Here is a 15243-nt window from a genome sequence, read left to right on the forward strand (position 1 = left end):
ATTTTATTAAGACTAGGGATTTCCTAGTCTTTTTTTGTATAAAATAATAATTTTTTAGGTCGAGATTTCTAAAAACGCTAACTAATGGTATCATAGTATATGAATTATGCAAGGAAAGGAAGAAAAAAATGGAACAAGAAGTACGTCAGATAATAAGTTTTGAAGCAATGGACGGCACACAAGTGGCACCACAGCATGATGCTTCAATCTTATTTAAACAGTTTACTCTTTATAATGATAATTTTAAGAATAGCCTTCAAAAAGTATGGCCAGATCCCAAAGTTTTTTCTGGATTTGATGTACCTCAAGTTGATGGACTACTTCCAGAATGTGATTATGTTCTTCCCCAAACAGTTGCATGGAATAGCAACGATACAATTGAAACTGTTAAGTATGATAAATTTAATAGTGTAATTAGTATTAATATACTTGATTTAAATACTTCACAAATTTTAAAAACAATCAATTATTATGGCATGATAGGACAAAAAGCGAATATTGATTTTGATAAGATATTACATGCGTATCAAAAACAAGGTTATGTCCTCGATGCTACAAATTATACGGAAGATATGGAATTTTTAGAAGCAAATCAGGCAGTTGTCATTAACATGAAGCATTTGCTTTTAAGAATTGCTGATTCTAAAATGTTGGGGTATATGGTTAAACCAGACGATATTCATTCACCCGTTTGGAAAGGTGATGACATTGCCGAACAAAGTAATTTTGTACAAACAAGAGAAATATATCGAACTATTAATTACCGTTTTGAAAAGAAATCAAATTCAGATATTCAGGTGCCAAATGTTGATCCGATAAAACAAGAAGTGGTTTTTGAAAAGCATCGCAAGGCAATTGTTGATATGGTAACTGGAATTGCGACGTTTGAACCTTGGGGAGAATTTACCCCCGAGGTATTAACCTTTGAAGAATATAAGATGCCAGTTTTTGAAGATTGGAAACCTAAAACAGATATTATTGGCGCCCAACAAGTAAGGGTGGAAGATAGTGACATTGCGGTGGATGCGATTTATCATGACGATGAAAATGGTGTTACCGTCCGGGTTATTGATATTAGAACCAATGGTATTATTATGGCATACTCTTTCTTTGGGAAAGCTGGGCGTAAGGTACCGTTTAATTTAAATACAGCGTTAATTGAGTTAAATAAGTTAGGTTATCGTTATCTTGAAGGGCAAAGTAATTGGAAAGATGGTATTACTTTCAAAGAAAACATTGGGAAGCAAATATTCCAAATTATTGTTGATCAAGATATTAAAACAATTACTGAACCAATCTTAAAGGCAGAACGATTACGGGAAAATGATGAAGAAAGTCCAATGATTGATGAATCATTAATGGATGAAGCTAATTTCAAACAGGTAGTTAAAAAGCATCGTCGAATTACGTATAAAGCAGATAGTAGAACGTTCTTTGATTTACCGCAACCTTTGCAACAAAATGCAGAATTTATAAGATATCGTCAAGCTAAAGTTAATCTGGTGACAGCAGAAGTAACTTGGCAAGAGTGGGGAAAATGGCAACCCAATGAAGTTGTCTTTAATGAATTATTAGTTAATAATTTTGAAGGATTTGAAGTTACACCAACAAGTATCCCAGAAATTGTAGTAACCCCTGATTTTACAAATGAAGACATCGTAGTTCAATATAAAGCGTTATTAAATCGGGAAAAGGCAATTGGAGGTACATTAGAAGTTAAAGTTGATCAAACGATTACAGAAGATATGATTTTGGACAATGTTTTAGTTCCAGAAGGTTATATCACTGAAAAGCAGTTGTTGACCCCACTACCTACAATGTTACGGGCTAATCAAAAATTAACTTTTGATGTGGAAGTTTTATTTGCTGATCAAACAGTTGATAACGTTGAAGTTAATGTTAATGTTAAAGCTCAAGATAACATTAATGATCAAGAAGATATCCAAGAAAAAATACTTGTTGATAATCGATTAATGAAAGACCAATATGTAGTTGAAGTTAAGCCATTAATTGTTGAACAAGGTAAAAATATTCTTGCTAAAGAAGCGGTAAAAAATGTGGCATTACTTCCAGGAAGTACGATTTTTGAATGGAAGATAGATCCGGATACAAGTAAAGTACAAAAATTAACTGCAACAATGGTTGTAATTTATGGTGATCAATCAACGATGGAATATTTAGTTGATATTGATGTGATTGCTTCTAAGCAGGCTCTAGTGAAAAAAGAGGAGCAAAAAGAAATTAAAAAAGTCGAAACTAAAAAATCTGAAAGTAATATACTTACTAGATTAAAAGGTATGTTCGGATTGGAATAAAAAAAGCTGAGAAAGTTTCTCAGCTTTTTTATTATTCAATTGTTTTTGAACGTAGGAATTTGACTGGTAGAATATATGGCTCGGGGTTAAAAGGTTCTTCTGGATGATTGATACGTTGTTCTAGAAGTTTAACTAATAAAATAGAAATATCATCAATCGGTTGAACAACCGTTGATAATTCAGGATGATATTCTTGAATGAATTTTGTTCCATCAAAGCCAGTTATTTTTAAATCATCCGGAATCTTTAAGTTAATACTTTTAGCAACTTGCATGACCAAAAGCGCTGTTAAATCATCTGAACAAACAATTCCGTCAACATCATGTTCCAATAAAAGTTGTTTAATTGTAATTTCCTTTAACATTGGAGTTTCAGAAAATGAGACAGGGTGAATATGAGGTTCAAGCTGTAATTTTTTAACAGTATCTTGATATCCTAATAACCGTTCATCAGTCGGATTTCCATTTTTGTCAGGATTTCCAATAAAATAAATTTTGCGGCATCCAGCATCAAATAATGCTTGAGTGGCGAGGACACCTCCATGATAGTTATCAGAACTAACAATGGGCACGTTATCTGATTGTTTCCGGTCAAATGAGACAATTGGAAGGTCAGCATCTTGATATTCTTTAATACCTAAGTTATGAGCGCCGGCGATGATGCCATCAACTTGATTAGCTAATAACATTTTAAGGTAGGAACGTTCCTTTTCGATATTATAAGCCGCATTGCACAAAATAACTTTGTAGCCCGCATCAAAAAGACGATTTTCAATTTTTTCCACTAATTCTCCAAAAAATGGATTCGAAACTCCAGGGAAAATTAAACCAATTAGATTCGTCTTTTTTCCGTGAAGGGAACGCGCTAAAGAATTAGGTTGATAGTTAAGTTCATCCATCGCGATTTCAACTTTTTTTCGTGTTTTGTCAGAGATATAGCCATAATTGTTGATTACACGAGAAACAGTAGTTGGAGAAACCCCGGCTTTTTTAGCAACATCACTTAATTTTGCTCGCATAAAATCTCTCCTTAATAGATTATTTTTCCATAATCCAATGAGTACCTGTGAAGTTTAATTCACCATCTGATGCAATGGCAAGCTTAGTATTTTCTTTTGGTGCAAAATAACGGAAAGTCATTGTGTTCTTACCGTTGTTAATGAACATTTCAGCAAGTGAATGATCAACAAAAAGATCGATTGATAAACGTTGGTTAGCGTCTAACTTAATGGTTCTTGTTTCACCATGTTCTTGATCAAAAGCAATTCCAGCTTGTGAGCGATTAACAGTAAGGTAAGCATCATCTTTAGTTGAAAAGCTAATCTTAATTCCAGCAGAAAGATTATTATTAGCAGCGAAGTATAATTCACCTTCTTGGTTAGCTTCAATATCTAATTTAAGTTCATAATTTTGTGAAGCATCTTGCATTAAAGTTTGATGAGTATCTAAAGTTTTTTCAACACGAAGTGGAGTTCCGTTTTTTCTTAATGAAGCCATTGCAGGAACCGGTTGTTGATACAAGACACCTTCTTTAACATGAAGTTCTTTGACTTGGCTCATGCAATTTGCCCAATTTTCAGCATCAGTTGGGTAGCTAATATCAGGTAAACCAACCCAAGAAATTGCATAAGCTTTTCCATTAGGAGCGTTGAATGCTTGAGTAGCATAAACATCGAAACCATCATCTAAATTAAGTGGTTTTTCTTGGTTAGTAATAAATTTAGCTTTATTAAAGCGCATTTGTTCACCTAGCATGTACATGTTAGGGTAAATATTTTGGTAGTTAGTAATATTTTTATCTAATCCTTGAGGGCAGAAAATTAAAACAGGAATTTCATCAACAAAAACAAGATTAGGACATTCAATCATGTAGCCCATTTCATCATTTGAAAAATCAACATAGCCTAAGTCTTGCCATTTTTTTAGGTCTTTTGAACGGAATAATGAAATTTTACCAGTCTTAGTTTTAGCATCTTGAGCTCCGATAATAGCGTAATACATGTCATTAAACTTGATAAGTTGTGGATCACGGAAATGTTCAGTCACGTGATCAGGTTTTTCAATCATTGGTTTTTCAAGTTTAGTGATATTGTAGTTTTTGTCCATTTTAGCGCCGATTTGATATGTATGACGTTCCCAGTTTTCATCACGGTGGTTACCGGTATACATGAGGAAAAGTTCATCGCCAATTACGTGAGCAGAACCAGAGTAGGCTCCATGACTATCGAATTTTGTATCTGGCTTAACGGCAAGACCCATATTTTTCCAGTGAACTAAATCTTTTGAAGTAAGGTGGAACCATGATTTTAATCCATGCGCAGCTCCAAAAGGAAATGCTTGATAGAAAAGATTATATTCGCCGTTAAAATATGAAAATCCATTAGGATCGTTAAGTAAACCTGATTGTGGGCGTACGTGATAACTTAATTGATAATCTGATTTAGTAGCTTGTGCTTGTAAATCAAGTAATTCTTCTGCTGTCCATTCAGAATATTTTTTATATCTTTTTTCAGTTGTCCATTCCATAAAGATGAACCTCCTTAATGTAAACGTATTCTTATAATCTATTATTTTAGCGAATAAAGTTAGACGTGTCAATCGAATGCCATATGAGTAAATGTTATTAAATAGCGGATATAATGGGGTTTGGCCGGTAGAAAAATATGAAAAATCCGGTAAATTTCAGAATAGGCGTTTTCAAAAATGAAATTGAAAAATATCGTATATTTTTATGATAAACGATTGACATATTATGTAAATACGATATTATATATATAGATAAAACGTTTTCAAAACGATTAAGTGAAAAAGGAAGTGAATATTCATGGATTACAAGAAAGTCGCAAGTGAAGTTATCGAAGCTGTCGGACGCGATAATCTAGTCGCTGCCGCTCACTGTGCTACACGTTTACGTTTAGTACTAAAAGATGATAACAAAGTTGATCAAGCTGCTCTTGATTCCAATGAGGGTGTAAAGGGGACATTTAAACAAAATGGTCAATATCAAGTTATTATTGGACCTGGGGATGTTAATTTTGTTTATGATGAATTGATTAAAGCTACAGGGTTATCTGAAGTTTCTACAGAAGACCTTAAAGAAATCGCTGCTAAAGGTCAAAAGACCAACCCAGTGATGGCATTTATTAAGCTATTATCTGATATTTTTGTTCCAATTATTCCAGCTTTAGTTGCTGGTGGTTTGTTAATGGCTTTAAACAATTTCTTTACACAACCAGGATTGTTTGGACCTAAGTCAATTGTTTCAATGTCACCTGTAATTAAAGGTTTATCTGACATGATTCAATTGATGTCCGCAGCACCATTTATGTTTATGCCAATTTTAGTTGCTATTTCAGCTGCTAAGCGTTTTGGGGCTAACCAATTCTTGGGAGCTGCAATCGGGATGATTATGACAACCCCAGATTTAGGTGGTGCTACTAAGTATTGGGATATCTTTGGTTTCCACGTATCTCAAACCAGTTACACATACCAAGTTATTCCAGTTTTAGCTGCAATTTATGTTTTAGCCTTTTTGGAAAAGAGATTCCACAAATGGCTACCATCAGCAGTTGACTTCACATTTACACCATTACTTTCAGTAATGATTACTGGATTTTTAACATTTACAGTTATTGGTCCTGTTTTGAAGTTTGTCTCAGATGCAATTACAAACGGAATTGTTTGGTTATATGACACAACAAGCTTTGTCGGCATGGGTGTCTTTGGGTTAACATATTCAGCAATTGTTATGACTGGTTTACACCAAAGTTTCCCTGCTATTGAAACTCAATTAGTTACAGCATTTAGCCAAGGACATGGTGCAGGGGACTTTATCTTTGTTACTGCATCAATGGCTAACGTTGCTCAAGGGGCAGCAACATTTGCTATTTACTTCTTAACTAAAGATAAGAAGATGAAGGGTCTTTCATCTTCAGCTGGGGTTTCAGCTTTACTTGGAATTACTGAGCCAGCATTGTTTGGGGTTAACTTGAAATACAAATTCCCATTCTTCTGTGCTTTAGTTGGATCAGGGGTTGCTGCAGCATTTGCCGGTTTAACAAAAGTAATCGCTGCTTCAATGGGTTCAGCTGGTTTCTTAGGATTCTTATCAATTTATCCTAAATCAATTCCAATGTACCTTGTAGCTGAATTAATCAGTTTTGCTGTTACATTTGCAATCACATATGTTTACGGTAAAGGTCACATGCCACAAGAAGTAGTTGCTCAAGAAACAACACAAACAGCAACACCAGTACAACCTGCTTTTGAAGCTGACATGAATGTTCAAGATGCAGATAGTATCGTAGTAGCACCAGTTGATGGTCAAGCAGTTGCATTAACAAGTGTAAATGATCCTGTATTTTCAACTGAAGCAATGGGTAAAGGAATTGCTATTAAGCCAAGTGATAACACAATTTACTCACCAGTTGACGGGGAATTAACAGTTGCATATCCAACAAAACATGCTTATGGTCTTGTTGCTGAAGATGGAACAGAAGTGTTAATTCACATCGGTATTGATACTGTTCAAATGGAAGGTAAAGGTTTTGAATCTTTCGTAAAAGCAGGAGATAAGGTTAAAAAAGGCGATAAATTAGGAACTGCAGATATGGATGCAATTCAAAAAGCCGGTTACGATGATACAGTAATGGTTATTGTAACAAATACAATGATGCAAAAAGATGTTCAACGTCTTGTTGACGGAACAGTTAAGCATGGTGAAGACGCAATTGGCGTTCAATTTAAGCCAGCTGAAGAAAAATAGAATTCTAAAATAATTTGTGAAAAAATAGTGTTAGATATTTTGTATCTAATACTATTTTTTTTATGTGTATTAACTATAATAAAGATAAGAATAAATTAAAGGACGGAATCAAAAATGGATAAAGCTGCATTATTACATCGCGCAACAAGCGAGATGGCTTTTTACAAAAAGAAAGATTTGCTTCACCTCCGTTTTCGTGCGAAGCGAAATGATTTAGTAGATGTAACTGTCTTAATTGGTCCATTACGTCATGCAAGTGATAATACTCCATGGCCACATCAAGAAATTATGTTAGAACGTTCATTTGTAACGAAATTTCATGATTATTGGACAATGGATTTGAAATTAGGCGATAACGCTGCCCAATATATTTTTAAAGTTACAGATCTACACGGCGAAGTTATTTTTTATGATACACAAAGAATACTCCCAGCAAGCGAAAACAATATTAATTATCCCCATGGATTTTTAATTCCAACGCGTAATAAGCGCTATGTTCAATATGTTCCTAGTTGGGCAAACAAAACTATTTGGTATCAAATTCAAGTTGATCGTTTCTTTGATGGCGATAAGTATTTGAATTTACCTGATACCAAAGAGTGGAACGAAAAAGAATTTAATGAACAATCAACTTTTGGAGGAGATTTACAAGGAATTCTTGGAAAATTAGATTACCTTCAAGGAATTGGAACAAATGGCTTAGTGTTATCTTCAATTTTTGAAGGGCAAGGAGCTTTTAAGAATCCCGTTAATGATTATTATAGTTTAGCGCATAACTTTGGAAATAAAGATACGTTTAAATATTTAGTTGATAATATGCATCAACGTGGAATGAGAATTATGTTGGAAATGAACTTTGCTTTTTTAAGTGATGTTTCTAGACAATGGCGCGATGTTCTTGAAAATGGGGAAGAATCTCAATATAAAGATTGGTTTATGATTAAAGGTTTTCCGCCCAGATATACTGACACTACTCAAACGCTACATGCAAATTATAAATTTAGCTTGAATAATCCTCATTTTCCAACGTTAAATCTAAAAAATAAAGAAGTTCAAAATTACTTCTTAGATGTAGTGAAATATTGGGTAAAGCATTTTAAAATTGATGCGATTAAGTTAGAAAATTTCGCAGAATTAGAAAAAGAATTTGTTCAATTACTCCAAAAAGAAGTTCATCAACTAAATCCAGATTTCTATTTAGTAGGACAAGATTCAAAAGTAAGTCTAGAAAAAGAAACTTATGAAGTTGCGGATGGAAAGTTTAACCATGCTTTACGCGAATTACTTCTACAATTTACTCAAGATCAAGAAATCAAGGTAAATGAATTTAAACAACAATTTAGCCAGCAATTACTATATTATACAGATCAACAATGGATGACGATGTTAAATAGTATGGATGATTTAGATTCACCCCGAATTTTAACCCGTTGCCGGCAAGATAAGGCGCTAGTTCGTGCTGTGATTGCGTTTATGTATTTGCAAAAAGGGATGCCTTTACTTACATATGGAACTGAAATTGGCATGCTAGGGCATGAAGTTCCTGAAAATCGAGGAACCATGTTTTTTGATGAAGATGTTGAAGATGAAAAGATGATGCGTTTTATTCGTGTCTTAAATAATTTCCGTTTACAAAATGCTAAACTTCTTAGTGAAGGAAGTTTTAATTGGGGGCAAGTAAGTGATACTTATTCATATTTGAGCTTTATTCGAAAAGATGATAAGCGTAAGGTATTTGCTTTATTTAATTTTGGCTATGCAAGCATTAAATTTGTCTTGCCAAATCACGCAAAATTAATTATTGGACAAAATATTAAGGATGAGACTTCTGAATTAACCCAATATGGGTTTGTAATTATGGAAGCCTAATATAAAAAAGGTCGACTCGATTGAGTCGGCCTTTTTATTAGAAGATAACAACTGGTTCATGTTGATCAATATTATTATAAATGTCACCGGCGTCTTTAGGTTGGAGATTAACACACCCTAAAGATCCGCTAGTAAGATATTGTTTTTTGTCCCATTTTGTACGCCAGCTAGCATCATGAAAGCCACAACCATCAACCGTGAATGGGGCCCAGTAATCAACAGGGCTGGCATATTCTTGCCCGTTAGTTCTTTTTCCCCGAAGCGTAACGTGTTGTTGTTTATACATAATATAAAAAACCCCTTTAGGAGTATCACTGTTAGTACTATGAGTTCCAGTAACAACGTCTGCGACTTTGACGATCTTATTATTACGATAAACCCAGGCTCTTTGGTTTTTAATCGAGACAGCGATATAATTTTTCCCTAAACCGTGATGAACATGAAAATCATACCCAGTTCCATCTTGACTATATCCTTTACCAGTTAAATTATTTTTGGCGGATACTTCTTTTTTATTATCGATTAAAGCATTAGTCAAAGTTTGATGAACTTTATTTTTATCTAGAGCCACCCATAGGATTCATTTGTGACAGTAATCATTTTATTATCAGGAGTTCTAAAAGAATATGATTTATCAAGTGTAGCTTTTTGATGATTAATTTGATCAAGCTTATCATCTATTTTACTAGCATCAATCTGATACTTATTATCAATAAACGTAGCTTCTTTAATTATTTGCTTAGCGCTAAAGTGGTAAGTTGTATTTTGAACTTTATATGTAAGCAAACGATTGTTTAATGCTTTTAGCTTAGCTTTTTGAAGCGCAACCGCTTTTGAATTTGCTAAAAGAGGGACGGCTTTAATAGCTTTTAATTTAACAATGGGGATACCAGCTGCTAAATTAACTTGGTTAACCATTTTGTTTTCATCTAAAGCAGTACCTTGTTTGGCTGGAACTACAGAAACTTTGCCATCTTTCAAAAGCGCATAAGCATTTTTAGGCTGAGTCTTAGTTAAATTTTCTTTTTTAACAAATTCAAAAATGACATTATCCATTTCTTTTTTATCAATCGTTGGATTTTTAGGAGAAAGGGTAAAGTTCTGGGTCGCATTAACGTTAAAAATTTTAAACTGTCTTTTTAAAATTGCATCAATTTCAGCTTGATCGGCTTGGGTAATTCCCATGTTAACATTGTCTTTTTCAAAAATTAATTGGTTGTGATAGTATATTTTTTTATCAACAGATGCCTTTTGTAGCCTAACTAAAGCTTCTTTATTTGTTAATCCGCCAACGTTAATTCCATTGATGCTTGTATGAGGATTAAAATGAGTCCGTTGATAGTAAAGCGAAAATGCCCCCACTAAGAGTGCGCAAATGCCAATTCCAATACAAAGGCGGACTTTATTTTTAAATTCCATTGTTTATCTCTTCTCTCACTAATGTTATTTCCTACTGTTATTATAGTTACCTCTAACATATTATCAAGAAGAATCGAACTATTCAATTTATTTTTTTGATATAAAGATAAATAAAAAAACGACAGGAAATTTCCTATCGTTTTTGGAATTTTATTAACCATTAACGCCTGGTACTTGCATTGCAAATGATGGTGCGTACCAAGAAACGTTACTAGTCTTAACACTTTGACCTGGTTCTGGAGCTTGGATGTAGTTACCGTTACTATCTGTTGCGATAGCTACGTGGTAAGTTGAACCTTTAGCACCCCAGAAGTATAAGTCCCCAGCTTGTGCTTGAGATACAGGAATAACTGTACCAGCATTTTCTTGAGTATATGTAACACGTGGTAAGTCGATACCGTTTTGGGCGTATACATATTGAACTAAACCTGAGCAGTCAAATCCAGCAGGAGTTGATCCACCCCATACATAAGGAACCCCAATGTATTGTTGAGCGGTTGCAACAATTTGGCTACCTGTAACAGAACCGTTGTTTTGGTTGTTTGTAGTAGTTTGTTGTTGAGTTGCTTCAACGTTTTGTGTAGTTTGTTGTTGAGTTGTTTCAACGTTTTGTGTAGTTTGTTGTTCAGTTTGAGTTTCAGCTTGTTGTGTTTGTGCTTGAGTTTCTTGTTGAACAGGAGCACTTTGTTGAGGTGCTGAATATGTTGTTTGTTCAACTTGAGGAGCAGCAGTTTGAGTTTCAACTTGTTGTGTACTTTGAGTAGTAGGAGCAACGTAAGCTGATTGTTCAACAGATGTAGCTGCTGCAGTAGTTTCAGCAGTTTCTTGAGCTGGAACTTGGTAGCTTTGTGTAGCTGCAGTTGTATCAACTGTTACAGTTGGTTGAGCTTCTGGTTGAACTTGAACTTCTGTTTGAGCAGGAGTTGCTGATGGAGTTGCAACTGAAGTTTGTGTTTGCACTTGTGTAGCATCAGTAGTTGCTTGAGGAGCAACTGCTTGTGTTTGAGCAGGTGTACTTTCACTAACTTGAGCAGCAGGTTGATTGATTACTAAATCTTGACCTGGTGTAACTGAAGTAGCTACATTGTTGTTATCACGAATTTGTTCAACTGGAACATCAAATTGTTGTGAAATTGTGTAAAGAGAGTCACCTGATTGTACAGTGTAGTTACTTTGAGTGTTATCAGAAACAGGGTTAGTAACGACTGCATCAGCAGATAATTTTAATTCTTGACCAACTAAAATTACACTTTCTTCACTTAAATTGTTAAGTTGAAGTAATTCAGCTAAAGTCATGTTATTTTCTTCAGCAATTTTTGATAAAGAATCACCGGCTTTAACTACATAAACTTTTTCAGAGCCCTTTGAGCTAGCAGTTTTACTTGCTGAAGGGATGTTTAAAGTTTGATCTACATAAATTAAGTGTGAGTTTTTGTCGATGTTATTTGCGCTTTCGATAGCGTCAACTGAGACACCATATTTTTTAGCGATTGAGTCGACAGTTTCGTTTTGTTTGACTTTGTGTGTTGTAGAGTCAGCATTAGCGGCAGTACTTGATGCAAAAAGAACCCCTGCAGCACCCACTGTACCAACTAACAACTTCTGTGCTGTTTGTTTCAAGTAAGTCACTCCTTTATTAATGAACTATAAAATAACGTTTAAAATCTAATAATTGACTAACCTTATTGTACATTTTTTATGTTTCAAAAAGTTAGAGAAAATGTTACAAATCACCTTTTTTTGTAACATAATCCGAAAATTAAGAAAAATTTAATTATAAAAAATTAAATGTGATAACATCAAGGCTGATTGATGTAAAAATATTCACTAAGCCTAGTATTACTAGTTTTAAAGTTACATCAATATTACAAAAATATCATGGAGTAGTCAAGTGCACAATCTTTTTTGGATATCTTTTGTTAAGTGTTAAAATGAGGGTAAAACTTTATTAATTTAGTGAGAAAAGTGGGTGTGAGGAATGGAAAATCAATTTGAAGAAATCTTTCGGCAAATAAAATCAGATGTGCAAAATATTGACTATACAAACGCTGGAATTGATCCGCTGTATTATGCAAGCAAAGAGGCTAAAATTTTGATTATTGGCCAAGCACCGGGAAAAAAGGCGCAAGATACGAGAATTGTTTGGAATGATCCGAGTGGTCAACGCTTAAGAAAGTGGATGGGAGTTAGCGATGAGGAATTTTATCATTCCAAGAAGATTGCAATTATGCCGATGGATTTTTATTTTCCGGGAAAAGGGAAATCAGGGGATTTACCACCAAGAAAAAAATTCGCTGCAAAATGGCATCCACGCTTATTAGAATTAATGCCGCAAGTTGAATTGATAATTTTAGTGGGAAGTTATGCCGTTAGAGAATATTTAAATTTAAAAACTAAGGATAAATTAACCGATGTCGTTAAAAATTACCAGGAATACTTGCCACGATATTTTCCATTAGTTCATCCGTCACCAAGAAATCAAATCTGGCTTAAAAAAAATCCCTGGTTTGAAAAGGATGTAGTTCCAAAATTACAAAGCGAAGTTAAAAGATTAATGAAATAAAAATTCAATTTAAATAAATACCCGTGATAATTCAGCGATTGTAAACCGAAGATTATCACGGGTTGTTTTTTGTTATAGTTATTAATATCGATTAGTATTGGTTAGCTTTAAGTTCGTTTTCTTAACTGCAGTTAAAACCAAGAAAACAACAATAGATTCGATTGGCCATGAGATTAACTCTTTAGGCATACGGACAAGTAGTAATTTATCAAAAGGTGTATGATAAAGTAGATTGATCCATAAAGTAGTGAAAATTGCATTGGTGATAAGAATTTGAATAAATTCATAAACAAATGCGCGCCCTAAAGAAAGTTTTTGCTCATATAAAATTGATCCGGCAATAACTCCGGAAATAAAGGCTGAAAAAGTAAAACCTAAAAAGAAGTTGCCCGAAGTTGCTAAAATAGTATTACTAATTAAATCAGTAACTACCATTGCAATTCCACCAAGCCATGGGCCTAAAAAATAACCAATTAAAGCAGTTCCAATAAATCCTAATGAAAGTTTGACTAGATTATCTGAACCTACTGAAATTTTATCTAGCACTACATTTAATGAAATTAGCAGTGCTGCCAAAGTAATTACACGAATAGTAAGCTTTGGGCTTTTCCAAGTTAAAAATGTCATAATCCTTGAATCTCCTTAAAAAATTTGAAAGGAAAGCAAGCACCATAAAGAATAATTTTTTGGTGAATGCGGATTTAAAACGCAGATTACTCTTTCTACCAGCGTTCACATTCCGTTCCGTTGGTCATTAACGTAAAAAATCCTACCCCTAACGCAAATACTATAACATAAAATAAAGAAGCAAGAAAAGATTATTACTTAATCTTTTCTTGCTTTTTTTTATAATTTTGAATTTGAATGATGATCTTTAATTAACGCAGCCGCGTAATAAATTCCTTCGATAATGGTAATGAAAAAACTAACAGGTAGATTAGTTAAATAACTAAAGTACAAACCAATCCAAATACCACTTAAAACGAAGAAAAAGGTAATGCCAATCATTTTCCCGATAGTTCTACCAAAGTATTTCGCAGCTGAAGCCGGAATTGTTAGGAGAACAAAGATTAACAATGAGCCGATAATCTGAGCCGTAATACTAATTGTTAATGCTAATAAAACTAAGAAAATAATGGAATAGAGTTGATTAAAACGTTGATTATAATCAGCTCCTTGAGAATCAAATGAGTTATATGCGAGCTTGCGGAAAAGAATTGTTGAAATAACAAGTAAAATCACACTTAAAATAATTAATTCTAAAAGATTTTGCGCGTTAATTCCAACGATGCTTCCAAATAAAATGCTAGTGGCATAGCTAGCTTGTTTATCTGAAAGTGATAGAAATAAGATTCCTAATCCTAAAAATAAACCAGAGAAAACAGAAATTGAAGCTTCTCTTCGGCCAACTCTTTCACCTGAAATTCCAATAAAAATAGCAGAAAGAAAGGTAAAAATTAACATTCCAGTTAACGGCGCAATTCCAGCGAAAACCCCAAAAGCAGCCCCTGAAAATCCAATTTCAGAGAGAGTGTGTGTAAAAAATGAAGTTTGACGCGCAACGACAAAAACTCCCATGACACTGCAGATTAAAGCAATGAATATGCCGGCGATAAAGGCGTAGCGCATAAAATCGTAACTAAACATGGAATTTAGCCTCCTTTTTTATTAATTTTCCTGACCGGTTTGCCAAATGAAGCTCGTAATCAGCATATTCTTCAATTAATTCATTATCATGAGTAATAAAAAGAACTGTGATATCATGCTTTTTCATCAACTTCTTTAAAAGTTGAAGCAATTCATGTTTAGATGAGATATCTAAATTAGCCGTAGCTTCATCTAAAATTAATAACTTAGGATCAAAACATAAAGCTTGTGCGAGATAAGCACGTTGCTTTTCGCCACCAGATGCTTTTCCAAGAGGATTATTTTTTAGTCCAATTAAACGAGTTTCCATGAGAGTTTGTTCTAAAGTTGTATTCATTTTTTTACTATTCCATGGAAGAATACGATGTTTAAATCCTAAGGCCACAAAATCCTTGATAGCCAAAGGATAATCGTCATCAATATTGCGAATTTGAGGCATATAAAATGCTTCGTCACGTTTAATTGAAAAGTTAATAAAATGTCTGTGGGAATTTGTCTTTAAATCACGCAAAAGGTGCTTGACCAATGTTGTTTTACCGACACCATTTTCGCCGGTAATAACGGTCAAAGCACCCTTAGGAATATCAAAGGCTAAATTCTCAAATAAACGACGGTCAGGTAAATCAATATCTAGGCCGTTAACTGAGATAATATTTTCCATAATTA

At 33.9% G+C, this 15243-nt stretch carries 12 protein-coding genes and 1 riboswitch; of the genes, 4 read left to right on the plus strand and 8 right to left on the minus strand.

The window, feature by feature from the left end:
- Positions 1–128 precede the first annotated feature (128 nt).
- Positions 129–2315, plus strand: coding sequence for a mucin-binding protein (locus JCM14209_RS00615; protein WP_025021714.1), 2187 nt, complete (start codon positions 129–131; stop codon positions 2313–2315).
- A 31-nt stretch (positions 2316–2346) separates the two neighbouring features.
- On the opposite strand, the gene JCM14209_RS00620 is transcribed toward JCM14209_RS00615, so the two are convergent.
- On the minus strand, positions 2347–3333 hold the full coding sequence (locus tag JCM14209_RS00620; protein WP_025021715.1) for a LacI family DNA-binding transcriptional regulator: 987 nt from the start codon (positions 3331–3333) through the stop codon (positions 2347–2349).
- Between the two features lie 19 nt (positions 3334–3352).
- Positions 3353–4840 carry a sucrose-6-phosphate hydrolase gene (locus JCM14209_RS00625; protein WP_025021716.1) on the minus strand — a complete coding sequence of 496 codons (1488 nt, stop codon included), beginning with the start codon at positions 4838–4840 and terminating at the stop codon, positions 3353–3355.
- A gap of 298 nt (positions 4841–5138) precedes the next feature.
- Here JCM14209_RS00625 and JCM14209_RS00630 point away from each other — a divergent pair, with 298 nt between their 5' ends.
- Together JCM14209_RS00630 and JCM14209_RS00635 are read left to right on the plus strand one after the other, a co-directional pair.
- The gene (locus JCM14209_RS00630; RefSeq protein WP_025021717.1) at positions 5139–7079 is read left to right on the plus strand and encodes a sucrose-specific PTS transporter subunit IIBC; all 1941 of its coding nucleotides are present in this window, start codon (positions 5139–5141) and stop codon (positions 7077–7079) included.
- Between the two features lie 114 nt (positions 7080–7193).
- Complete coding sequence (locus JCM14209_RS00635; protein ID WP_025021718.1) at positions 7194–8948, plus strand: alpha amylase N-terminal ig-like domain-containing protein; 1755 nt, start codon at positions 7194–7196, stop codon at positions 8946–8948.
- A 37-nt stretch (positions 8949–8985) separates the two neighbouring features.
- Here JCM14209_RS00635 and JCM14209_RS09630 read toward each other — a convergent pair whose 3' ends face one another.
- From JCM14209_RS09630 to JCM14209_RS00645, 3 genes are all read right to left on the minus strand, one after another.
- Entirely contained in the window at positions 8986–9519 is a 534-nt protein-coding gene (locus tag JCM14209_RS09630) for a L,D-transpeptidase (protein WP_051523326.1), read from the minus strand.
- Positions 9510–10367: a peptidoglycan binding domain-containing protein gene (locus JCM14209_RS09635; protein ID WP_051523328.1), complete on the minus strand. Its 858-nt coding sequence runs from the start codon at positions 10365–10367 to the stop codon at positions 9510–9512. The genes JCM14209_RS09630 and JCM14209_RS09635 overlap by 10 nt, the downstream gene beginning before the upstream one ends.
- A 153-nt stretch (positions 10368–10520) precedes the next feature.
- Positions 10521–11996 carry a C40 family peptidase gene (locus tag JCM14209_RS00645; RefSeq protein ID WP_081774029.1) on the minus strand — a complete coding sequence of 492 codons (1476 nt, stop codon included), beginning with the start codon at positions 11994–11996 and terminating at the stop codon, positions 10521–10523.
- Between the two features lie 349 nt (positions 11997–12345).
- Here JCM14209_RS00645 and JCM14209_RS00650 point away from each other — a divergent pair, with 349 nt between their 5' ends.
- Positions 12346–12930 carry a uracil-DNA glycosylase family protein gene (locus JCM14209_RS00650; protein WP_025021720.1) on the plus strand — a complete coding sequence of 195 codons (585 nt, stop codon included), beginning with the start codon at positions 12346–12348 and terminating at the stop codon, positions 12928–12930.
- Between the two features lie 81 nt (positions 12931–13011).
- Here JCM14209_RS00650 and JCM14209_RS00655 read toward each other — a convergent pair whose 3' ends face one another.
- The 3 genes from JCM14209_RS00655 to JCM14209_RS00665 form a co-directional block, all read right to left on the minus strand.
- A complete protein-coding gene (locus tag JCM14209_RS00655; RefSeq protein ID WP_025021721.1) occupies positions 13012–13557 on the minus strand; it encodes a folate family ECF transporter S component in 546 nt (181 codons plus the stop codon).
- Between the two features lie 58 nt (positions 13558–13615).
- Positions 13616–13709, minus strand: a riboswitch (THF riboswitch).
- 67 nt (positions 13710–13776) lie between these two features.
- Positions 13777–14577, minus strand: coding sequence for a metal ABC transporter permease (locus tag JCM14209_RS00660; RefSeq protein WP_025021722.1), 801 nt, complete (start codon positions 14575–14577; stop codon positions 13777–13779).
- Positions 14570–15238 (minus strand): ATP-binding cassette domain-containing protein, encoded by a 669-nt coding sequence (locus JCM14209_RS00665; RefSeq protein WP_025021723.1) that lies wholly within the window; start codon positions 15236–15238, stop codon positions 14570–14572. Before JCM14209_RS00665 ends, JCM14209_RS00660 begins: the two co-directional genes overlap by 8 nt.
- Between the last annotated feature and the right edge of the window lie 5 nt (positions 15239–15243).

It is taken from the genome of Ligilactobacillus hayakitensis DSM 18933 = JCM 14209 (assembly GCF_000615845.1).
Lineage (GTDB): Bacteria > Bacillota > Bacilli > Lactobacillales > Lactobacillaceae > Ligilactobacillus > Ligilactobacillus hayakitensis.

Excerpts from the sequence above, each read along its gene's own strand:
- JCM14209_RS00615 (WP_025021714.1), top strand. The coding sequence starts at position 129 with ATGGAACAAGAAGTACGTCAGATAATAAGTTTTGAAGCAATGGACGGC.
- JCM14209_RS00620 (WP_025021715.1), bottom strand. The coding sequence starts at position 3,333 with ATGCGAGCAAAATTAAGTGATGTTGCTAAAAAAGCCGGGGTTTCTCCA.
- JCM14209_RS00625 (WP_025021716.1), bottom strand. The coding sequence starts at position 4,840 with ATGGAATGGACAACTGAAAAAAGATATAAAAAATATTCTGAATGGACA.
- JCM14209_RS00630 (WP_025021717.1), top strand. The coding sequence starts at position 5,139 with ATGGATTACAAGAAAGTCGCAAGTGAAGTTATCGAAGCTGTCGGACGC.
- JCM14209_RS00635 (WP_025021718.1), top strand. The coding sequence starts at position 7,194 with ATGGATAAAGCTGCATTATTACATCGCGCAACAAGCGAGATGGCTTTT.
- JCM14209_RS09635 (WP_051523328.1), bottom strand. The coding sequence starts at position 10,367 with ATGGAATTTAAAAATAAAGTCCGCCTTTGTATTGGAATTGGCATTTGC.
- JCM14209_RS00650 (WP_025021720.1), top strand. The coding sequence starts at position 12,346 with ATGGAAAATCAATTTGAAGAAATCTTTCGGCAAATAAAATCAGATGTG.
- JCM14209_RS00655 (WP_025021721.1), bottom strand. The coding sequence starts at position 13,557 with ATGACATTTTTAACTTGGAAAAGCCCAAAGCTTACTATTCGTGTAATT.
- JCM14209_RS00660 (WP_025021722.1), bottom strand. The coding sequence starts at position 14,577 with ATGTTTAGTTACGATTTTATGCGCTACGCCTTTATCGCCGGCATATTC.
- JCM14209_RS00665 (WP_025021723.1), bottom strand. The coding sequence starts at position 15,238 with ATGGAAAATATTATCTCAGTTAACGGCCTAGATATTGATTTACCTGAC.